At 63.8% G+C, this 19,134-nt stretch carries 14 protein-coding genes; 4 read left to right on the top strand and 10 right to left on the bottom strand.

Annotated features, from left to right (window positions below):
* Positions 1–29: 29 nt before the first annotated feature.
* Positions 30–935, top strand: a complete 906-nt coding sequence (locus tag GOB94_RS05600) for a type II secretion system protein (RefSeq protein WP_182277878.1) — start codon at positions 30–32, stop codon at positions 933–935.
* Positions 936–943: 8 nt separating this feature from the next.
* On the opposite strand, the gene GOB94_RS05595 is transcribed toward GOB94_RS05600, so the two are convergent.
* From GOB94_RS05595 to GOB94_RS05585, 3 genes are read right to left on the bottom strand one after another with little or no spacing between them, the layout of a single operon-like run.
* Positions 944–1,117, bottom strand: a complete 174-nt coding sequence (locus GOB94_RS05595; RefSeq protein ID WP_182277877.1) for a hypothetical protein — start codon at positions 1,115–1,117, stop codon at positions 944–946.
* Positions 1,117–1,539: a DUF6677 family protein gene (locus tag GOB94_RS05590; protein ID WP_182277876.1), complete on the bottom strand. Its 423-nt coding sequence runs from the start codon at positions 1,537–1,539 to the stop codon at positions 1,117–1,119. The genes GOB94_RS05595 and GOB94_RS05590 overlap by 1 nt, the downstream gene beginning before the upstream one ends.
* Before the next feature lie 20 nt (positions 1,540–1,559).
* Positions 1,560–2,732 carry a M24 family metallopeptidase gene (locus GOB94_RS05585; protein ID WP_182277875.1) on the bottom strand — a complete coding sequence of 391 codons (1,173 nt, stop codon included), beginning with the start codon at positions 2,730–2,732 and terminating at the stop codon, positions 1,560–1,562.
* 416 nt (positions 2,733–3,148) lie between these two features.
* Here GOB94_RS05585 and GOB94_RS05580 point away from each other — a divergent pair, with 416 nt between their 5' ends.
* Both GOB94_RS05580 and GOB94_RS05575 read left to right on the top strand, forming a co-directional pair.
* Positions 3,149–5,566, top strand: a complete 2,418-nt coding sequence (locus tag GOB94_RS05580) for a carbohydrate binding family 9 domain-containing protein (RefSeq protein ID WP_182277874.1) — start codon at positions 3,149–3,151, stop codon at positions 5,564–5,566.
* 300 nt (positions 5,567–5,866) lie between these two features.
* Positions 5,867–7,441 (top strand): S53 family peptidase, encoded by a 1,575-nt coding sequence (locus tag GOB94_RS05575; RefSeq protein WP_182277873.1) that lies wholly within the window; start codon positions 5,867–5,869, stop codon positions 7,439–7,441.
* Positions 7,442–7,639: 198 nt separating this feature from the next.
* Here the strand turns inward: GOB94_RS05575 and infB are convergent, their stop codons facing one another.
* The 5 genes from infB to GOB94_RS05550 all read right to left on the bottom strand — a co-directional run bounded on the left by infB (position 7,640) and on the right by GOB94_RS05550 (position 16,886).
* Positions 7,640–10,738, bottom strand: a complete 3,099-nt coding sequence (infB, locus tag GOB94_RS05570; protein ID WP_182277872.1) for a translation initiation factor IF-2 — start codon at positions 10,736–10,738, stop codon at positions 7,640–7,642.
* Positions 10,739–11,083: 345 nt separating this feature from the next.
* Positions 11,084–12,718 carry a transcription termination factor NusA gene (gene nusA, locus GOB94_RS05565; protein ID WP_182277871.1) on the bottom strand — a complete coding sequence of 545 codons (1,635 nt, stop codon included), beginning with the start codon at positions 12,716–12,718 and terminating at the stop codon, positions 11,084–11,086.
* Between the two features lie 85 nt (positions 12,719–12,803).
* Positions 12,804–13,385 (bottom strand): ribosome maturation factor RimP, encoded by a 582-nt coding sequence (gene rimP, locus GOB94_RS05560; protein WP_182277870.1) that lies wholly within the window; start codon positions 13,383–13,385, stop codon positions 12,804–12,806.
* 340 nt (positions 13,386–13,725) lie between these two features.
* The gene (locus tag GOB94_RS05555; protein ID WP_182277869.1) at positions 13,726–14,253 is read right to left on the bottom strand and encodes a hypothetical protein; all 528 of its coding nucleotides are present in this window, start codon (positions 14,251–14,253) and stop codon (positions 13,726–13,728) included.
* A 131-nt stretch (positions 14,254–14,384) separates the two neighbouring features.
* Positions 14,385–16,886 carry a prolyl oligopeptidase family serine peptidase gene (locus GOB94_RS05550; protein WP_182277868.1) on the bottom strand — a complete coding sequence of 834 codons (2,502 nt, stop codon included), beginning with the start codon at positions 16,884–16,886 and terminating at the stop codon, positions 14,385–14,387.
* A 155-nt stretch (positions 16,887–17,041) separates the two neighbouring features.
* On the opposite strand from GOB94_RS05550, the gene guaB reads away from it, so the two are divergent.
* Complete coding sequence (guaB, locus tag GOB94_RS05545; protein ID WP_182277867.1) at positions 17,042–18,559, top strand: IMP dehydrogenase; 1,518 nt, start codon at positions 17,042–17,044, stop codon at positions 18,557–18,559.
* Here guaB and GOB94_RS05540 read toward each other — a convergent pair.
* A complete protein-coding gene (locus GOB94_RS05540; RefSeq protein WP_182277866.1) occupies positions 18,525–18,791 on the bottom strand; it encodes a GNAT family N-acetyltransferase in 267 nt (88 codons plus the stop codon). The genes guaB and GOB94_RS05540 overlap by 35 nt on opposite strands.
* Positions 18,788–19,075: an MGMT family protein gene (locus GOB94_RS05535; RefSeq protein ID WP_255484256.1), complete on the bottom strand. Its 288-nt coding sequence runs from the start codon at positions 19,073–19,075 to the stop codon at positions 18,788–18,790. Before GOB94_RS05535 ends, GOB94_RS05540 begins: the two co-directional genes overlap by 4 nt.
* Between the last annotated feature and the right edge of the window lie 59 nt (positions 19,076–19,134).

Here is a 19,134-nt window from a genome sequence, read left to right as displayed (position 1 = left end):
GAGCGCGCCTAAGGAGCATCACGCCCGCGATGGCAACGGAGATCCAATCCGAGGCAGGAGAACGAGCGACAGCTAATGGCGAGGCCGGCTACATGCTGCTGGCTGTCGTGGTGCTGATTGCGCTGGTGATGATTGCACTGGCTGTAGCTGCGCCGATGGTTGCTGCCGATCTACAGCGCGATAAGGAGCTGGAGAGCCAGCGGCGGGCCGAGCAGTACGTTCGCGCCATCCAGCTCTATTATCGGAGGAGCCATAGCTATCCGCCGTCGATCAAGGCGCTGGAGAACACGAACAATATTCGTTATCTGCGTCACCAGTATGTTGACCCACTGACTGGCAAGGCGGACTGGAAGCTGATCCATCTGGGTGAGCAGAAGACGAAGATCCATGTGTTTTTTGGTAAGGAACTTGGTGAGGCGGTAGCCGGGCTTGGTGCTGCCGCGCCGGCGGTTGGGGCTGGAGGGCTGGGGGGAGCAGCCATCGGGCCGACGACGGTGAACAGCTCCAATGCGCTGAATGCGGGCTTTGGCGGATCCACGATTGGCGGCAGTTTGGGAGCGACCGGTGCAACAGGCGCGAGTGGGGCGACCGGCAGTACGGGTAGTAATGGAAGCAGCGGCGATGGCGGCATGTTTGGCGATAGCGCGGGCGGCGTGATTGTTGGGGTGACGACGTCGAAGTCGGGTAACTCGATCACGAACCCGAACCAGCAGACGACCTATGACACGTGGGAGTTCTGGTACGACCCGCGGATCGAGATCCTGAAGCAGTCGGTGAACATTACAGGAGGCGGGATTGCGTCGCAGTCGGCGAGCAGCTTCGGAAACAACCTGAATGGGACGCCGAACAGCGCGAACGGAGCCAGCGGTTCTACAGGACCAAGTTTCGGCGGCTCAGGCACAACGACTTCGCCGAGTACGAACCCGTTCCCGTAGATGTGTGGTTAGTGCTTGATAACCCACATGAGCCAGCTGATGACGATGACGCTGCCGACAAAGAGTACGAAGCAGTAGGCGCCGAAGCGGACCATCATGCGCGGCTGCGCGCGCTGCGTGATACCGAAGACTACCGAGATGAAGAGCGCGAAGAGCAGGACAGCGGAGAAGTGGCTCAGCATTAGTAGGAGGCCTTTCTGCCGTTGGCCAGCGAGTGCGCGTCGACCGCGGAGATGAGGTTGAGCAGGCCGGCGATGACGAGGGCCTTGGTGCCGTAGTCGGCGAGGGTGTTGACGGCTGACGTGGCGCCGAGCGAGAAGACCCGCGCGATGACGTAGAGCAGGCCCATGCCGAGCTGGCCGACGAAGCCGAGGATGTCGAGGATGTCTCCTGTGTTGGGCTGGTAGACCTTGCCGGCGAGAGAGAGGCCGATGAGGTACATGCCGAGGATGGAGACGAAGAGCAGCAGGGCGCGGATCTTTTTCCCGACAAGGACGTGACCGAGACCGGGGACGAGCCAGCCGGCTAGGAGGACGAGCATCGGGAAGGTTGAGTTTTTAGCCGCTGCGTCTGGGGCGGCGGGGGTCTTCGCTGGAGTAGCCATCGGTCTCGATTCTAGCAGTGTCAGACGCGGAGGAGCTCGGACTGGGCGGGGCCGGTGACGACTGCGCTGCCGGGACGGGTGATCATGTCGACCTCGCTGCGGACACCGAACTCGCCGACGATGTAGATGCCGGGTTCCACGGAGAAGCAGGTGTTGGGCAGCAGGAGGCGCTCGTCGTGGGTCTCGAGGTTGTCCAGGTGCGCGCCGTTGCCGTGGAGCGAGACGGCGATGTTGTGGCCGGTGCGGTGGGTGAACTCCGGGCCGAAGCCTGCGTTGCGGATGATGGCGCGGGCTGCGTCGTCGGCCTGCCAGCCGGCGATGGGCTGGTTCTTCGCGTAGGCTGACTGGACGGCTGCGATGGCGGCGTCGCGGGCGTCGCGGACGGTGTTGAAGACGAGGTGCTCGCGGTCGGTGGGCTCGCGGCCGACGACGCCGGTCCAGGTGATGTCGTACCAGATGGCCTGTGGGGAGTTCAGTTTGGCCCAGATGTCGATGAGGACGAAGTCGCCCTGCTTGATGGGGCGTGAGGTTTCGGCTGTCGGCTCGTAGTGGGAGTCGGCGGAGTTGGGGCCGACGGAGCAGTTGGGGCCGTGATCGGTGAAGAGGCCTTCGCGCTGGAAGGACTCGAGGAAGAAGTTCACTACGTCGATCTCGCCAATCTTCGTGCCAGCGCGGACGCTGTCGCCGATGCGGCGCCAGCCGGCGGCGAGGACGGCGTCGACCTTCTTCTGGGCGGCGTAGTGGCTGTCGATCTGCTCCTCGGTGAGGACGGCCTCGAAGATGCTGACGAGATCGGCGGAGCTGACGATGTCCTTGCCGAAGCTGCGGATGAGCTCAACGGTTCCTGCGTCGACCATGGAGACGTACATGATGGCGTTGCGCGGGGAGTATTGCATGGCGATTCTGGTCGAGCCATCGAGCATGGACTCGAGTTTCTGTTCGAGCTCCTGCCAGCTGGAGTAGGCGTCGCGGGTGCCGGGGAGTATGTCAAGCTTGCCGGACTCGATGCGGTGGACGAGCTTGCGGGGCTCGCCGGTGGCGGGGACGAAGTAGAACCAGCGGCGGGAGACGAAGCTGTTCTCGTCGAGGCCGAGGATGCGGTAGGCGATGGGGTCGCGGTGGTGGTGGTCGTAGAAGAGCCAGCCGTCGAGGTGGGCGTCGCGGAGCGCGGACTGCAGGGCGTCGAGGTTCACGAGTCGATTGTAGACCGAACTCGTAGATACACCCCACCCCTCCCCCCGGGTACTTTTTGATCTAAAATCCGGAGCCGATTGGGGTTAAGGGTGGACTTGTGAAGGTCTGATCAGGGCTGCGGGATGCTGAGGTACGCTCGCGCCTTTGGCGCTTGCTGCGGCAAGAGCTTTCACGCAGAGGGCGCAATGTAGAAGCCCGCAGAGTACGCAGAGGAAAACAGGCAAGGGCAGTTGCCAAGTTGTCCCTACTTCTATTGTACGGTTGGGTGGAGGGTGATTGTGTAGTTCTATCCTTTTTCGATTGAGTGACTTGAATGATTGATCGCTTGACAGTTTTTGTGGTGGAATTCACAGACGTTCGGGAACCCGGTCCGTCCAATTTGCGTAGCTCCGAGCGAAACTAATTGAATGCGCGTATGCCCGGTCGCAGACCCGCAACGGATGGAGAGTTTGTGCTGAAGCTTTTGTTGCTCTGCGGGTTGGTAACCGGTGGTGGGGCGGTTGCTGTGGGACAGGTATCGACGGGGGGACAGGCTGGCAAGCCGACGGTGGTGACGGCGGCGCCTCCGAAGCCGCAGCAGGCGACGGATAAGAAGGTGCCGGTGCTGTCGCGGGGGATCACGCTGCGGGACTTTGCGGAGATGGAGCCGAAGGCGGAGATCAAGAACCAGTTGACGGAGGTGGATGGGTTTATCCAGAGCGCGCCGAGCGACGGGTTGCCTGGGACGCAGAAGACAGTGGCTTGGATTGGGAGGACGTCGACGGCGCTGTATGTGGTGTTCGCCTGCTACGACAGTGATCCGGCGGCGATCCGCGGACACCTGGCGCGGCGGGAGAACATTCTGACTGATGACAATGTGTCGGTGCTGCTGGATACGTTCCAGGACCATCGGCGGGGGATTCTGTTTCAGACCAATGCGGCGGGCGTGCAGGCGGACGCGGCGTGGACTGAGGGAAACGGGACGGACTACAGCTACGACCAGGTGTGGGATTCGGACGGCGAGGTGACGAGCAAGGGGTGGATGGCGCTGTTTGCGATCCCGTTCAAGAGCCTGCGCTTCCGGCCGGATGCTCAGGACTGGGGCGTGGTGCTGCAGCGGAACTTTCCTCGCAACAGTGAGACGGACTCGTGGCCGCACATTGCGACGAGCATTACAGGGACTCTGCCGCAGGAGGGGACGCTGCTGGGGATCACGGGTGTGACGGGGTCGCACAACATTCAGTTGAACCCCTACATGCTGGGGCAGAACGTCCATGCGCTGAATGGGCTGAACCCGCTGGACCCTTACTTCAGCACTCGCAATGCAGAGGCAACCGGGGGCGGTGAGGTGAAAGCCGTGGTGAAGGACTCGATCGTGCTGGACGCGACGGTGAACCCGGACTTCAGCGACATTGAGAGCGACCAGCCGCAGTTCACGGTGAACCAGCGGTATCCGGTGTACTTTCCGGAGCTGCGGCCGTTCTTTCTGGAGAATGCGAATTACTTTACGACCCCGATCGACCTGCTGTACACGCGCAATATCGTGCGGCCGGTGTTTGGGGTGCGGGCGACGGGCAAGATCGGCGGGACGAACATCGGCATTCTGCTGGCGGACGATCGCGGGCCGGGCGAGACGTTTGCGACGAGCGATCCCGACTTCGGCAAGAAGGCGCTGTTTGGCGTGGGACGCGTGACCCAGGACCTGGGCAAGGGATCGAGCCTTGGGCTGATGTATACGGACTATGAGTTTGCAGGAAGCTGGAACCGCATTGGGGGCGTCGACTTTACGTGGCGGATGAATGAGAAGTGGACGGCGACCGGGCAGATGGTGGAGAGCTCGACGAAGAACGTGAATGGGACGCTGCTAGGGAGTGGAGACGAGGGCAGCGGCGATAGCTATAGCGCAGGGCCGGCGAGCACGCTCAGCGTCAGCCGGCAGGGGCATGCGTGGAACCTCCAGAATGAATTCGACGACTACAGCACGGGCTTTCAGAGTGCGGTGGGGTTCATCCAGACGACGGACTACTATCACGACCAGGAGCACTCGACCTATCAGTGGTATCCGAAGCACAGTTTTGTGCAGAGCATTGGGCTGGAGAACAATCAACAGGTGGCGTATGACCACCAGGGCAACCGGATTTATCACTACTCGCAGTTCGATCCGTTCTTCACGCTGAAGGGCAATACGGTGATTGCGCCGATCGGTGGGGAGAACTCGGATACGGTGGGGCCGCAGGATGGGTATGCGCTGTCGCACAGCGTGAACTTTACGGAGAACTATGGCGGGTTCGTGGTGCGGAGCGCGCCGCTGCGGCAGTTGAACCTGAACATCGTAGGCCTGCGGAGCGGCAATGTGAACTACAACCCGCCGGCGAACAACGATGTGCCGTTCCTGTTGGACCAGCAGACATTGCAGGCGCTGGTGAGCGTGCTTCCACTGCACAACGTGACCATCGACAACACGTACCTGCTGGACCGCGACCACAACGCGCATACGAATGCGGATGTGTATGAGAGCCAGACGTTCCGGACGAAGATCAACTACCAGTTCACGAAGGCGCTCTCGGCGAGGACGATTGTGGAGTACGACTCGGTGCTGGCGAACCCGCTGGAGACGAGCCTGCAGCGCACGAAGCATGTGAGCACGGAGGCGCTGCTGACGTGGCTGCCGCATCCGGGGACGGCGGTGTATGTGGGATACAACAACGATATCCAGAACATCGACCGCGCGTTGTGCAACCGGTTGCCGGATGGGGATTGCGATCCGAACAATACGACGCCGCCGGTGTCGAGGCTGTATTTGAATGATGGGCGACAATTCTTTGTGAAGGCGAGCTATCTGCTGCGGTTTTAGTCGCAAGACTTTCCCGCCAAGTGCGCGAAGTTTAACGCGGAGTTGCGCCACGGCGCTGGTAGATGGTTAAGGAAACCCTGAACGTGCGAGCGTTCCCTCCGCGGCTAAAGCCGCACTGATTTCGGAGGCTTTACGGCGGGACTAAAGTCCCGCCCCTTCAAAGCACGAGACCTTGTTCAGAGCTTCACTAAAACACGTATGGTTGACGATGCTTTCGTCATGCTGTGGATGATGGCGCGAGGGGCGAGTCGCGCATCTAAGTCAGGCATCGGGCCTCAAGGGCTTACGGGGAGTGTTGCCATGGCGAAGTCAAAGTTTGCAGAGCAGAGCAGAGTCGCGCTGAAGGGCAGCGCACGGAAGCCGTTTGAAGCGGCGGGGCAGGTGGGTGCGGTGGAGCGCTCGGCGGAGTCGGTGGCCGAGGCCGGGATTACGGTGACGGTGATTGTGAAGCCGAAGAGCCCGGTGCCGCCTGCGACGGGCGTGGGGCAGGTGCGGATGAGCCGCGAGGAGTTTGCGGAGAAGCATGGTGCCGATCCGGCGTCGGTGGCGGTGGTGAAGGCGTTCGCCGAGGAGTTTGGATTGACGATGGACGCGAGTCCTTCTCCGGGGCGATGCACGGTGCATCTGCATGGGACGGTGTCGGATATGGAGCGGGCGTTTGGTGTGGCGCTGCGTCGCGTGGAGTCGGGCTCGGGTGCGTTCCGGGTGCGCGAGGGAGCGGTGAATATCCCGCAGGAGCTGGACGGGCATGTGATAGCGGTGCTAGGCCTGGACAACCGTCCGCAAGCGAGGCCGCATTTTCGGATCGCAAAGCCAAACGCGGTGACAGGTTCGTTTACGCCGGTGCAGGTGGGAGCGCTGTATGGGTTTCCGCAGGGCGTGACGGCGAGCGGGCAGACGATTGGGATCGTTGAGCTGGGCGGCGGGTTTGTGGAGTCGGATATTGAGACGTACTTTTCGGGGTTGGGATTGAGCGCTCCGGCGGTGACGGCTGTGACGGTGGATGGCGGGACGAATTCTCCGGGCGATCCGAGCGGCGCGGATGGCGAGGTGATGCTGGACATCGAGGTGAGTGCGGCGGTGGCGCCGGGGGCGAAGGTCGCGGTGTACTTTGCGCCGAACACAGACCAGGGATTTGTGGATGCGGTGTCGACGGCGGTGCATGACACGGTGAATAAGCCGAGCGTGGTGTCGATCAGCTGGGGCGGGCCGGAGTCGACGTGGACGGCGCAGGGCCTTGCGGCGCTGAACGCCGCGTGCCAGGCCGCCGCTGCTGTGGGTGTGACGATTACGGTGGCGGCTGGCGACGATGGTTCGACCGATGGTGTGAGCGGGTCGGCGAACCATGTGGACTTTCCGGCGTCCAGCCCAAATGTGTTGGCGTGTGGTGGGACGAAGCTGATGGGCAGCGGGACGCGGATCACGAACGAGGTGGTGTGGAATGAGCTCTCGGACGACGAGGGCGCTACCGGCGGCGGTGTGAGCAACTCGTTCGCGCTGCCGAGCTGGCAGGCGAACTCGAATGTGCCGGCGCCGACGACGAAAGGTGGTGGGCGGGGGGTTCCGGATGTGGCGGGCGATGCGGACCCGTCGACTGGATATGAGGTGCTGGTGGATGGAGAGCAACAGGTGATCGGTGGAACGAGTGCTGTGGCGCCGTTGTGGGCGGGGCTGATCGCGCTGGCGAACGCGCAGAACGGAAGCGATGCAGGGTTTGTGAATCCTGCGTTGTATGCCTCGGGTGGTGCGGGTGCGTTTCGAGACATCACGCAGGGGAACAACGGTGGGTTTTCCGCAGGGCCGGGGTGGGACGCATGCACGGGATTGGGGAGCCCGGTCGGCAGCGCGATCATTTCGCTATTGAAAACCGTGTAGCGGGAATGCCCCAAAAGGCGGATAGAAATCAATACACTGGCCACATCGTGGCGAACTGCGTGGATTCGGCAAACACGGCTGGCCGAAATGACATATTTAGCGTGGTTCCGAATGACACGCTTTGGGGGTGGGGAAGAGCTGACGGAAATACGAAGGGCCGGGAGAGTGTCCCGGCCCTTCGCTGTTTGGAGGAGCGGCTTAGACTGAGGCCGTCTCCGTTTCGGTGGCGTTGGCAGCGGTGGTCGCGGCTTCCTTGGCAGCGGCCTCCTTGGCGGCCTTAGCTGCTTCGGCGGTGTTCTGCCCGAGCTCCGCGGCCATCTTCTCGGTGGTGAAGGCCTCGATGATGTCGCCTGCCTTGATGTCCTTGAAGCCGGCGAGGTCGATACCGCACTCGACGCCCTGACGGACTTCGGAGACGTCGTCCTTGACGCGCTTGAGGCTGGCGATCTTGCCCTTCCAGACCTCGACTCCATCGCGGAGGACGCGGACCTGGTTGTCGCGCTTGATGAGGCCGTCGCGGACCACGCAGCCGGCGATCTGGCCGACCTTGGTGATCTTGAATACCTGCAGGACTTCGGCGCGACCCGCGTAGTTCTCCTTGTAGACCGCATCGAGCAAGCCGAACATGGACTTGGTGATCTCGTCCTGAAGCTCGTAGATGATGGAGTGGAGGCGAATCTGCACCTTCTCCTGGTCGGCGAGCTCCTGTGCCTTGCGTTCGGGGCGGACGTTGAAGCCGATGACGACTGCGTTGGAGGCGGAGGCCAGCAGGATGTCGGACTCGGTGATGGCGCCGACGCCGGAGTGGAGGACCTTGACGCGCACCTTCTCGGTGGACATGCGGGCGAGCGAATCGGCCAGCACTTCGACCGAACCCTGCACATCGCCCTTGAGGATGAGGTTGAGGTCCTTGACGCCGGCCTGCTTGATCTGTTCGGCGAGGCCTTCGAGGGAGACGCGCGAGCTCTTGGCGAGCTGGGCTTCGCGCTCCTTCATGGTGCGGTACTTGGCGATCTCCTTGGCACGGTCGCGATCGGCCATGACGAGGAAGGTGTCGCCGGCGTCGGGGATGGACTCAAGGCCGAGGATCTCGACGGGTGTCGAGGGACCGGCTTCCTTGATCTCCTTGCCGCGATCGTCGAACATGGCGCGGATCTTGCCGAAGGTGTTGCCGACGATGAAGCTGTCGCCGGTGCGGAGCGTGCCGTTCTGCACGAGGATGGAGGCGACGGCGCCGCGGCCACGATCGAGCTTGGCTTCGATGACCGTGCCGACTGCGGGACGGTCAGGGGTTGCCTTCTGCTCGTTGGTGTCGGCGACGAGGCAGATCATCTCCTCAAGGCCATCGAGGTTGATGTGCTTCTTGGCGGAGACTTCCACGAACTCGATGTCGCCGCCCATGCTGGTGGCCTGCACGCCGCGCGCAGCGAGCTGCTGCATGACGCGTGAGGGGTCGGCCTCGGGCTTGTCGATCTTGTTGACGGCCACGATCATGGGCACCTTGGCGGCACGGGCGTGGTCGATGGCTTCGAGGGTCTGGGGCATCACGCCGTCGTCGGCTGCGACGACGACCACGACGATGTCAGTGATCTTGGCGCCGCGGGCACGCATGCGGGTGAAGGCTTCGTGACCGGGGGTGTCGAGGAAGACGATCTCGCGGCCGAAGGCGGGCGAGTCCGGCTTGGTGACGTGGACCTTGTAGGCTCCGATGTGCTGGGTGATGCCGCCGGCTTCGCCAGCGGCGACGTCGGTGGAGCGGATGGCATCGAGCAGGGAGGTCTTACCGTGGTCGACGTGGCCCATGATGGTGACGACAGGGGCACGGACGACCTCGACGAGACCGGTGGTGTCCTGCAGAAGGCCTTCGAGTGCCTCGTTTTCGAGCTGGTCTTCGACGGAGATGACGGTGGCGTCGGCGCCGAACTGGCGGGCGACATCCTTGACGAGCTCGCCGTCGAGGGACTGGTTGACGGTGACCATGACACCCTTCATGAGGAGGGTGGCGATGAGGTCCTTACCGCGGACTTCGAGCTTCTCGGCGAGGTCCTTGACCGAGATGCCTTCGGTGACGGTGATGTGCTTGGTGATCGGCAGCTCGCCCTGGGGGATCATGGCGGCGCCGCGGCTGGGGGCGTAACCCTTCAGCGCGACTTCCTTGTTCTTCTCGTAGCGCGGACCGCCGCGGCCACGCTGGCCGGGACGCTGCGGGCGGCCGGGGGCCGGTGCGGCCTCGGTCGGCGGAAGCAGGCCACCGGGGCCGGTGCCTCCGGCGCGATTGCCGAAGCCGGGGCGGGGCGGGAAGCCAGGACGCGGTGGGAAGCCAGGACGGCCACCGGGACCACCTGGGCCTCCACCAGGGCCGCCGGGAAAGGTGCGGGTGGGGTGCATGGGCCGGCGAGCGCCGGGAGCCATGGGAGGACGTGAACCGGGCGCGCCACCGGTGTTAGAGCCGGGGAAGCCGGGACGCGGCCGCTGGAAGATGGGAGTGCGGGCTGCACCAGCGGGGGCTGCGTAGGTGGGACGCGGGCCAGTCTGCGGCATGATGACGCGGCGGACGGGCGCGGCTGGAGCCGCGGGAGGCTGTGGTGCGGCGGCCACGGGTGCCGGTGCGGGCTCGGGAGCTGCAGGCGGCTGGACTGCTGCTGCAATGGGTGCCGGTGCTGGCGTAGGCGCTGGTGCGGCAACTACGGCAGGCGCTGCGGGTGCGGGCTTGACCACGACCGGAGCTGCGGGCGGTACAGCGGCGACGGCGGGGGCTGCCGGAGGACGAGCCACGACGGCACCGGGCGCGGGCCGGGCGGCGGGTGGCGCTACTACATAGACAGGAGCCGGGGGACGCGGCAGAGGAACGATGCGGCGCGGCGCGGGCGGCTGCTGAGGCTCCGGTGCGGGGGCGGCGGCAGGCGGCGGTGCCGCAGGGCGCGCGACGGAAGCTGCGGGCGGCGCAGCGGCGACAGCGGGCCTGGCCGGGGCGACCACGGCGACAGCGGGACGCTGCGGGGGAGCAGCCTTGGCGGCGGCTTCAGCCTGCTTGCGCTCGAGGATGGCCTTGAGCGCATCGCCGGGCTTGGAGACATGCGAGAGGTTGAAAGATTCCTTCTTCTCGGCCGGGGCGGGGCGCGCAGAGGTGCGGGAGCCGCGGTTGAAGTAGCCGCGCACCTTCTCGGCTTCATCTTCTTCGATGGAGCTGGAGTGCGTCTTTTTCTCGGTGACGCCAACCGCCTTGAGAGCATCGAGGATGGCGTTGCTCTTAACTTCCATCTCTCGTGCAAGATCGTTGATTCGAACTTTGCTCATTCAATCCTTCTTGAGGCCGGCGGGGATGGGCCGGACTCGCTTGTGTTCCTCTACGCGTTAGCTGTTCATATCAGCCTCAGTGAAGCAGGATTTGCGTGCAGAGGCTTTCACCTCCGAGCGCGGCAATTCTTTGTTCCGTTGAAGCGCTGTTGCGAGCAGCGATAACTCTATTGTAGCCGCTTCTTGCAAGAGATGGGTTTCGGCGGCGGGAGCGGCGGTGCCAAGTCGCCAGGGCTAAAGCCCGAGGAGACCGAGCAGGTTTTCAGGGGCCTGAAGGCCCCTGCTCCCTCCGGGTTGAAGGAAGCAGGAGCACTTAGGCGGCTCCTACTCCCCTCCGGGTTGAAGTTAGTCGTCGATGCCTTCGGAGGAGTTCTCCTGGGCCTCGTCGACGAGGGTGTCGAGGGTGTCGTTGTCCTGCTCGATGCGCTCTTCGCGGGCGTCGTTGTCGTCGTTGGCGTCGGAGAGGGACTCGTCCTCCTCGACGGCGGCGAGGTCCTCGGCAGAGAAGCCGTTCACCTCTTCGGTTTCGCCGGAGCGGGCGGCCTGGTCGGCGAGAATCTCTTCAGGGGTGTGGGTCATGGAGTGCACCTCCGGGTCATGAGATGCGGCTTCGCCATCGCTGGCTGCGGCGGCTACAGCCTCCTCACCGCCTGCGAGCGAGGGCTCGGAGGTGGGTGTGGGAGCTGCCGGACGCTCTTCGCCTTCTTCGTACTGGCCGAAGTAGTGGCGGACGGCGACGGCGATCTTCTCGACGGTCTTGTCGCCGATGCCGGGGATCTCGCCGAGCTCTTCGGCGGTCATGTCGGCGAGGGACTCGACGGTGGTGATGCCGGCGGCGATGAGCTTTTCCATGACGGATTCGCCGAGCTCGGTGACCTGCTCGATGGGCGTGGCGGGGCCGCTGCCCATGCCGGACATCTGCTGCTCGACCTCCTGGCGCTTCTCCTCTTCGGACTTGATGTCGATCTTCCACTGGAGGAGCTTGGCGGCGAGGCGGACGTTCTGGCCCTTCTTGCCGATGGCGAGCGAGAGCTGGGTGTCGTCGACGATGACTTCGAGCTGCTTTTCGGCGAGGTCGGTGATGCTGACGCGGCTGACCTTGGCGGGCTGCAGGGCCTTTTCGGCGAAGGTGGTGATCTCGTCGGAGTACTCGATGATGTCGATCTTTTCGCCGCGGAGCTCGCGGATGATGGACTGGACGCGCATGCCCTTCATGCCGACGCAAGCGCCGACGGGGTCGACGTCCTTGTCGCGGGACTGGACGGCGATCTTGGTGCGCTCGCCGGCTTCGCGGGCGATGGCGCGCACGGTGACGGTGCCGTCGTAGATCTCGGGGACCTCGGACTGGAAGAGCGACTGGACCAGTGCCGGCGCGGCGCGGGAGACGATGACCTGCGGGCCTTTTGCAGCTCGGTCGACGCGGAGGAGGACGACACGGACGCGCTCGCCGATGGCGAACTGCTCGAGGCGCGACTGCTCACGCTTGGGCATGCGGGCTTCAGCCTTGCCGAGGTCGAAGATGACGTCCATGGGCTCAAGGCGCTTGACGGTGGCGTTGAGGATCTCGCCGACGCGGTTGCCGTACTCGTTGAAGACGGTGTCGCGCTCGGCTTCGCGGACTTTCTGGAAGATGACCTGCTTGGCCATCTGGGCGGCGATGCGGCCGAGGGGAGAGGTGTCCTTGTAGAAGCGGAGCTCGCCGCCGACTTCGACTTCGGGCGCGATCTCGCGGGCCTGCTCGATGGTGAGCTGGTTGTCGGGGTCCTCGACGAGCTCGGGTGTTTCGACGACGGTCTTGTAGACGTAGGCGCGGATCTCGCCGGTCTCCTTGTCCATCTCGCCGCGCATGTTTTCGACGGTCTTATAGAACTTGCGCGTGGCGAGGGCGATGGCGTCTTCAACGGCGCCGACGACGATCGCGGGGTCGATGCCCTTTTCGCGGCTGAGGATCTCGATGGACTGGTACAGGGGGCTTGACATTGGAAACAGGGATTAGGGAATAGAGAGTAGGGAGTAGCAAACGGATTTTCGCTGCTTCGATCTACGTGCTATTGCCTGCCTTTCTTCAGATTTCTGCTACTAGGTTGGCCTTCTCGACGTTGGCGAGCGAAATCGTTACGGTCTGGGCGGTGAGCGCTTTTTTCGCTTTGCCCTTCTGTTTGATGGCGCTGAGGTCGAGGGTGAGTTGGGTGCCGTCGAATGTTGAGAGGCGGCCGGTGAAGTGGCGGTTGTTTTCGATGGCCGAGAAAGTCTGGAGCTTGATGAGGGAGCCCGTGAAGCGGGTGTAGTCGGCGGGGCGGAGGAGCTTGCGCTCGAGGCCGGGGGAGCTGACTTCGAGGGTGTACTCGGCGCCGGGGATGAGGTCTTCGACGTCGAGGACGGTGCCGAAGTCGCGGGCGAAGTTGGCGCAGTCTTCGTGGGTGACGAAGGAGAGGGTTTCAACGGGGACGCCTTTGGGCAGGCCTGCTTCCTCGTCGGCTGCGGCCTTGGCAGCGAATTCGGCGCGGGCGGCTGCGTCCTTTTCGAGGAAGACGCGGAGTGTACGGTGCTTGGCGCCGCCGGTGAACTCGAGGTCGACGAGGTCAAGGTGGTGCGAGGCGGCGACGCGGTCGGCGGTGGCGCGAATTGTATCGAGCTGAAGTGCCATGGTGCGATTGGGCCTTGTCTGAAGCTGAGATGCAAGGCGGGGCCGGGGCGTTTGAGGCCGGGGCGTAGCCTGTGTTTAAAGCAAACAAAAAGTGAGCTTTCGCTCACTCATCTACTCCGCCGTTTTTGCCGGTGTGCTCACGGCGACGCCATCCGGTGGTCTGGGCGACTGCGGCAGAACAAACTCGTCTGCTGACAACCATGGTACATCCGGGTCACAGGCAAAGCAAGGTGTCTGGGAGGATGTCTCCGCGCCGAGCCCTATTGGGCATCCGAGGGATCTCGAGGATGCATTGACTGCTGCGGCATAGGTTCCCGGCGCGAAGCGCAATGACCGGCTGCTATTTGGGAGAAGCCGTGTTTGTGGGGCCGGCAGGGGAGACGGAGCGGATAGGTTCATTCTTGCCGTGCTCCGGATCGTAGTCGTGCTTTACCATCCACGTCTTGAAGGCAGCGCTGGGTTCAGAGGACATGCTGCCGTTGTGCGCGGTGTAGGCGTAGTCCTTTACGTCGGTCTTGATCGTGCAGGTGAAGAACGCATTGGACTTTCCGAAGACGGGCATCAGGACCGTAAGTTCCTGATGGGGCTTCTTCCATCTGGCCGGATAGGTTTCATAACCGAAGGAGTTCTTCAGCCTGTCCGAGCAGTCGAAGCTGAAATCCACGGCGTGGACGTCTCCGTTTTCGAAGAGATTGGCGCGCCCTTCGCCCTTGGCCTCATCCTCTGAACGGTTGTGGTAGAAGGTCGTCTGGTTATGACCGAATATGTGGATGCGCAGCGGATAATCTGCGGGGTTTTTGCTTTCGGAGAAGAGCGGTGCGGCCAGCAAAAGGACAAGCAATGGAAGACGAAACATGAAGCGAGGCATGGATCACCTGTGTCAAGCGGGATGAGTTGCCGAAAGTGTACAACGAGTCGTGACGCGTCGTTCTGAGAAATGTTTGGTTGAATACGCTTTGAGATGCGAAGGCGTATTCAACCCAATATTCATAGCCGCGGCTATTCCGCAGATTTGGTGGCGGGTGAGGTTTCGGGTTTGACGTAGGTGTCGAGCCAGCGGGACATCTCCCAGAGCATGTGCTGCAGGCTTTCGTGGGCGCCGTAGTGGTGGGGTTCGAGGGGGAGGAAGACGAGGCGGACGGTGGCTCCCTGGCCCTTGAGGGCGGCGTAGAAGCGCTCGCTCTGGATGGGGAAGGTGCCGGTGTTGTCGTCGGCTTCGCCGTGGATGAGGAGGATGGGGGTCTTGATCTTGTCGGCGTAGCTGAAGGGCGACATATCGAAGTAGACCTTGGGGTCCTGCCAGTAAGTGCGCTCCTCGTTCTGGAAGCCGTAGGGGGTGAGGGTGCGGTTGTAGGCTCCGGAGCGGGCGATGCCGGCGCGGAAGATGTCGGTGTGCGCGAGGAGGTTGGCGGTCATGAAGGCGCCGTAGCTGTGGCCCATGACGCCGACGCGGTTGCGGTCGACGGTGCCGGTGGCGACGCCGGCGTCGACTGCTGCTTTGGCACCGTCGACGAGCTGCTGGACGTAGGTGTCGTTGGGCTGCTTGTCGCCTTCGCCGATGATGGGGATGGCGGCGTTTTCGAGGACGGCGTAGCCGATCTGTGTGAAGTAGACCGGCGAGCCGCCCCAGCCGAAGGTGGGGAAGCGGTTGGGCGAGCCGGCGACCTGGCTGGCGGCGGCGCGGGTCTTGAACTCGGCGGGGTAGGCCTCCATGAGGGTGGGCAGCGGGCCCTGCGACTTGGTGTAGCCGTAGGGAAGCCAGAGGGTTGCGGTGAGGTCGAGGCCGTCGGCGCGCTTGTAGTGGAGGACCTCGTGCGTCGGCATGTTGATGCCGGCGTAGGGGGAGGGGAAGGTGGTGATCTGGGTGAGGGCTGTGGCCGGATCGGAGAGCGAGGCGGTGAAGTAGTTGGGGGACTCGGTCTGGGACTCGCGGCGGACGAGGAGCTTTTCGCCGGGGAGGACTGCGACGGGCTGGATGTAGTACGGGTCGGTGGAGCGGTAGAGGATGGTTTCCTTGCCGCCGGTGAGAGGCATGGTGGCGATGAAGGGCTTGTCGCCGGTGCGGCTGGCGCCGTCGGAGAGGAAGTAGATCGATTGGGCATCGGATGAGAGCTTGAGGACGGGGTGGCCGGCGGTGTTCATCACTGTGAGCGGGCGGCCGGGGCTGTGGTAGCGGTCCTGCGAGGAACCTTCGTAGATCGTTGTGACCTTGCCGGGGGTTGAGGGATCGAAGGCCAGGATCATCGACTTGCGGTCGGAGAAGCGGGAGACGGTGGCGATGGCGAGGTGGGCGTTGCCCCATTCGAGGCCGCGGGCGCCGCCGCTGGCTCCGTTGAAGGCGCGGGCGAGGCGAAGCGGAGCTTCAAGGATGGTGGTGGGCTCGCCGGTGAAGGGTGCGGGGAGGGCTTTGACGTAGTCGGCGACGGGAGCTTTGGGGGTGGGGAGACCGCCGTTGGCGGCTTCTACCCAGACGAGAGTTGAGGGAACGTCGGAGCGCCACTGGTAGTCGCGCGGGCCGGGCTCTACGGCATCGCGGGAGATGGGGAGGTTGTCGACAACGGGGCGGTCGAGAAGGACTTTGGCGGTGCCGGTTTTGAGGGTGACGACCTCGGTTTTGAGGGGGAAGCGCTGGTAGGGGACGGTGTAGCTGAAGGGGCGGTGGTAGAGCTCGACGAGTGCGTAATGGCCGTCGGGCGAGGGCATAGCGGCGCCGATGAGGCCTTTGAGGGGGAGCGGATGCGCGGGGCCGGTGAGGGGGATTTCGACGAGCTGCGAGGTGGCGTAGTACTCGAAGATGTTTTCGTCGTCGGGGGTGGAGAGCATGTCCTCGTAGGTGGGCGCGGGAGTGACTTTGCCGAGGTTTTCCGAGACGTGGGGGCCGGTGGGGACTTCGCTGATTTTGGGGGCGGGGCCGCGGGTGGCGGGGACGGTCTTGCAGAGGAGGCCGGCGGAGTTGGGCAGCCAGGCGCAGGGGCGTCCGAGGACGGAGTTGAGCTTGAGCAGGCCGACGCGGTGGGCGTGGGCGGTGGCAATGTCGATGACCCAGAGGTCGAGGGCGGCCTCGGAGCGTTGGACGAAGGCGATGTGTTTTGAGTCGGGCGACCAGAGGATGTCGGAGGCGCGGAGAGCGGGGGGCAGGCCGGTGATGGCTTTGGGAGAGCCGGGGGCGATGGTCTGCAGGCGGAGCTCGATGCTGTCGGCCGTGACGCTGGGGCCGGCGTTGCGCGGGTTGAAGCGGATGCCGGCGAGGCGATAGCGGGGCCGGGCGACCTCGGCGATGCTGGGGAAGCTCTGCGGCTGCGCGATGAGCAGGGTGAGGCCGTTGGGGGCGACGGAGACGGTGGGCGTCGCGGGGGCGTCGAGTAGCTGCTCGATGGGCGCGGGGGGCTTCTGGTAGGTGATGGCGGTCTGCGCGAGGGTGGTCGCGGCAAAGAGCAGGGGCGCGGCGATGGCTATGGAGACGAGGGACAAGGAACGGCTCTGGGTGGTTGTGGAGAGCATACGGGTGCCTCGGTGGAAGAAGTTGTGTGGTGATTTCAAAAGATACACGACTGGAGTGCTGGGAAGGTTTCAGTACAAGGTGGAATCGGCGTGTTTTATGGTGCAAATAGGGAGATTCATGCAATTCGGCACGTGGGATGCAACAATAGAGAATTATGATTGAGAGCCAAATTCCCGAAGCGCTCACGTTCGACGACGTGCTGCTGGTCCCCGCTTACTCCGATGTTGTGCCGACGCAGGTGAGCACACAGGTGCAGTTGACGAAGAGAATTACGCTGGCGACGCCGTTGATGTCTGCCGCGATGGATACGGTGACCGAGTCGCGGTTGGCGATTGCGATTGCACAGCAGGGCGGACTGGGTGTGGTGCATCGCAACCTGACGGTGGAACAGCAGGCCGGGGAGATCGACAAGGTGAAACGGTCGGAGAGCGGCATGATCGTTGACCCGGTGACGATCGAGCCCGAACGGCCGATCGCCGATGCGCTCGATGTGATGCGGCGGTTCAAGATCAGCGGCGTGCCGGTGACGAAGCAGGGCAAGCTGGTGGGCATTCTGACGAACCGCGATCTGCGGTTTGTCTCGCGCACGGACATTCCGATTGGCGAGGTGATGACCAAGGAGAACCTGATCACGGTGCCGGTGGGCACGACGCTGGAGCAGGCCGAACATATTCTGCATCAGCACCGCGTGGAGAAGCTGCTGGTGGTGAACGATGCCTATGAGCTGAAGGGATTGATCACGGTCAAGGACATTCAAAAGAAATTGAAGTATCCGAATGCGAGCAAGGATTCGCAGGGGCGGCTGCGCGTGGCCGGCGCGATCGGCGCGACGGGCGACTATATGGAGCGCGCTGAAGAGCTGGTGAAGATGCGGGTGGATGCGCTGGCGATCGACTCGGCGCACGGGCACTCCGAGCGGGTGCTGGAGGCGGTGCGCGAGGTGAAGCGGCGCTTTCCTGAGGTGGACCTGTTTGCCGGAAACGTGGCGACGTATGAAGGTACGAAGGCGCTGATCGAGGCCGGTGCGGATGCGGTGAAGGTGGGCATCGGGCCGGGGTCTATCTGCACGACGCGCATGGTGACGGGCGCGGGCATGCCGCAGATTACGGCGATCAGCGAGGCGTATCGCGCGGCGAAGGAACGCGGCATCGCGATCATTGCGGACGGCGGCATCAAGTACTCGGGTGATATTACGAAGGCGATGGCCGCGGGTGCGAGCGTTTGTATGATGGGCTCGCTGTTTGCCGGTGTGGACGAGAGTCCGGGTGAGACGATTCTGTACCAGGGGCGCTCATTCAAGGCGTATCGCGGCATGGGCTCGTTGAGCGCGATGGCGCAGGGGTCGGGCGAGCGGTACTTCCAGGGCAAGGACGATATCGCGACGGATGGGCGGACGTCAGTCGTGGCGCGCGATGCGAACGGCGGGAATCGATTGGCGAAGTTTGTGCCGGAGGGCATCGAAGGACGCGTGCCGCACCGTGGGCCGCTGGAGGCGATGGTGTATCAGTTGGTGGGCGGGCTGAAGTCGGGCATGGGCTACCTGGGTTGCGGCACGATTGAAGAGCTACAGACGAAGGCGCGGTTCATCCGGATCAGCGGCGCGGGGCTGCGCGAGAGCCATGTGCATGATGTGGTGATTACGCGCGAGGCCCCGAACTACCACGTAGAGTAGGGTTGCTGGCGAGGTAGGTCTTTGCGAAGGGGCAGACGGGGTGCAGTGTGAGGTGGCGCTGCTCTGCGAGTGCGCGTGCCTGCTCGACGAGCTCGCCTGCGATGCCGCGGCCGCGCAGGGCGAATGGGGTTTCGACGTGCCAGATGGTGAGTGTGCCGGCTGGCTCGATGGTGTAGTCGAGTACGGCGGTCTGGCCGTCGCGCTCGACTTCGATCCGTTGCATGGCGTTCATTCGTAGATCTCCCAGGGTTTGAATGCGTACTCGTGGTGTTCCATGTCGACTCTGTCGCCGCGGAAGCGGACGCCTTCGAGTTTGAGTCGTGAACGCTGCTCGCGGGCTGCTTCGCCGGGGAGCTTGATCTCGCCACCCGCGCCGAGGACGCGGTGCCAGGGGAGATTGTCGGGTGGGTCTGTACGCAGAAGACGTGCAACGGCGCGGTGATAGAGCGGGTATCCAGCTGCGGCGGCTACTTTGCCGTAGGTGCTGACGCGGCCGGGAGGAATGGCGAGGATCATGCGGCGAAAGGCAACGTCGCGCAGCTCTTCTGGACGTGCGGCATCGCGCAGGAGCCTTC

The sequence above is a fragment of the Granulicella sp. 5B5 genome, assembly GCF_014083945.1.
Classification (GTDB): Bacteria; Acidobacteriota; Terriglobia; order Terriglobales; family Acidobacteriaceae; genus Granulicella.
This window is presented reverse-complemented; position numbering and strand designations above follow the sequence as displayed.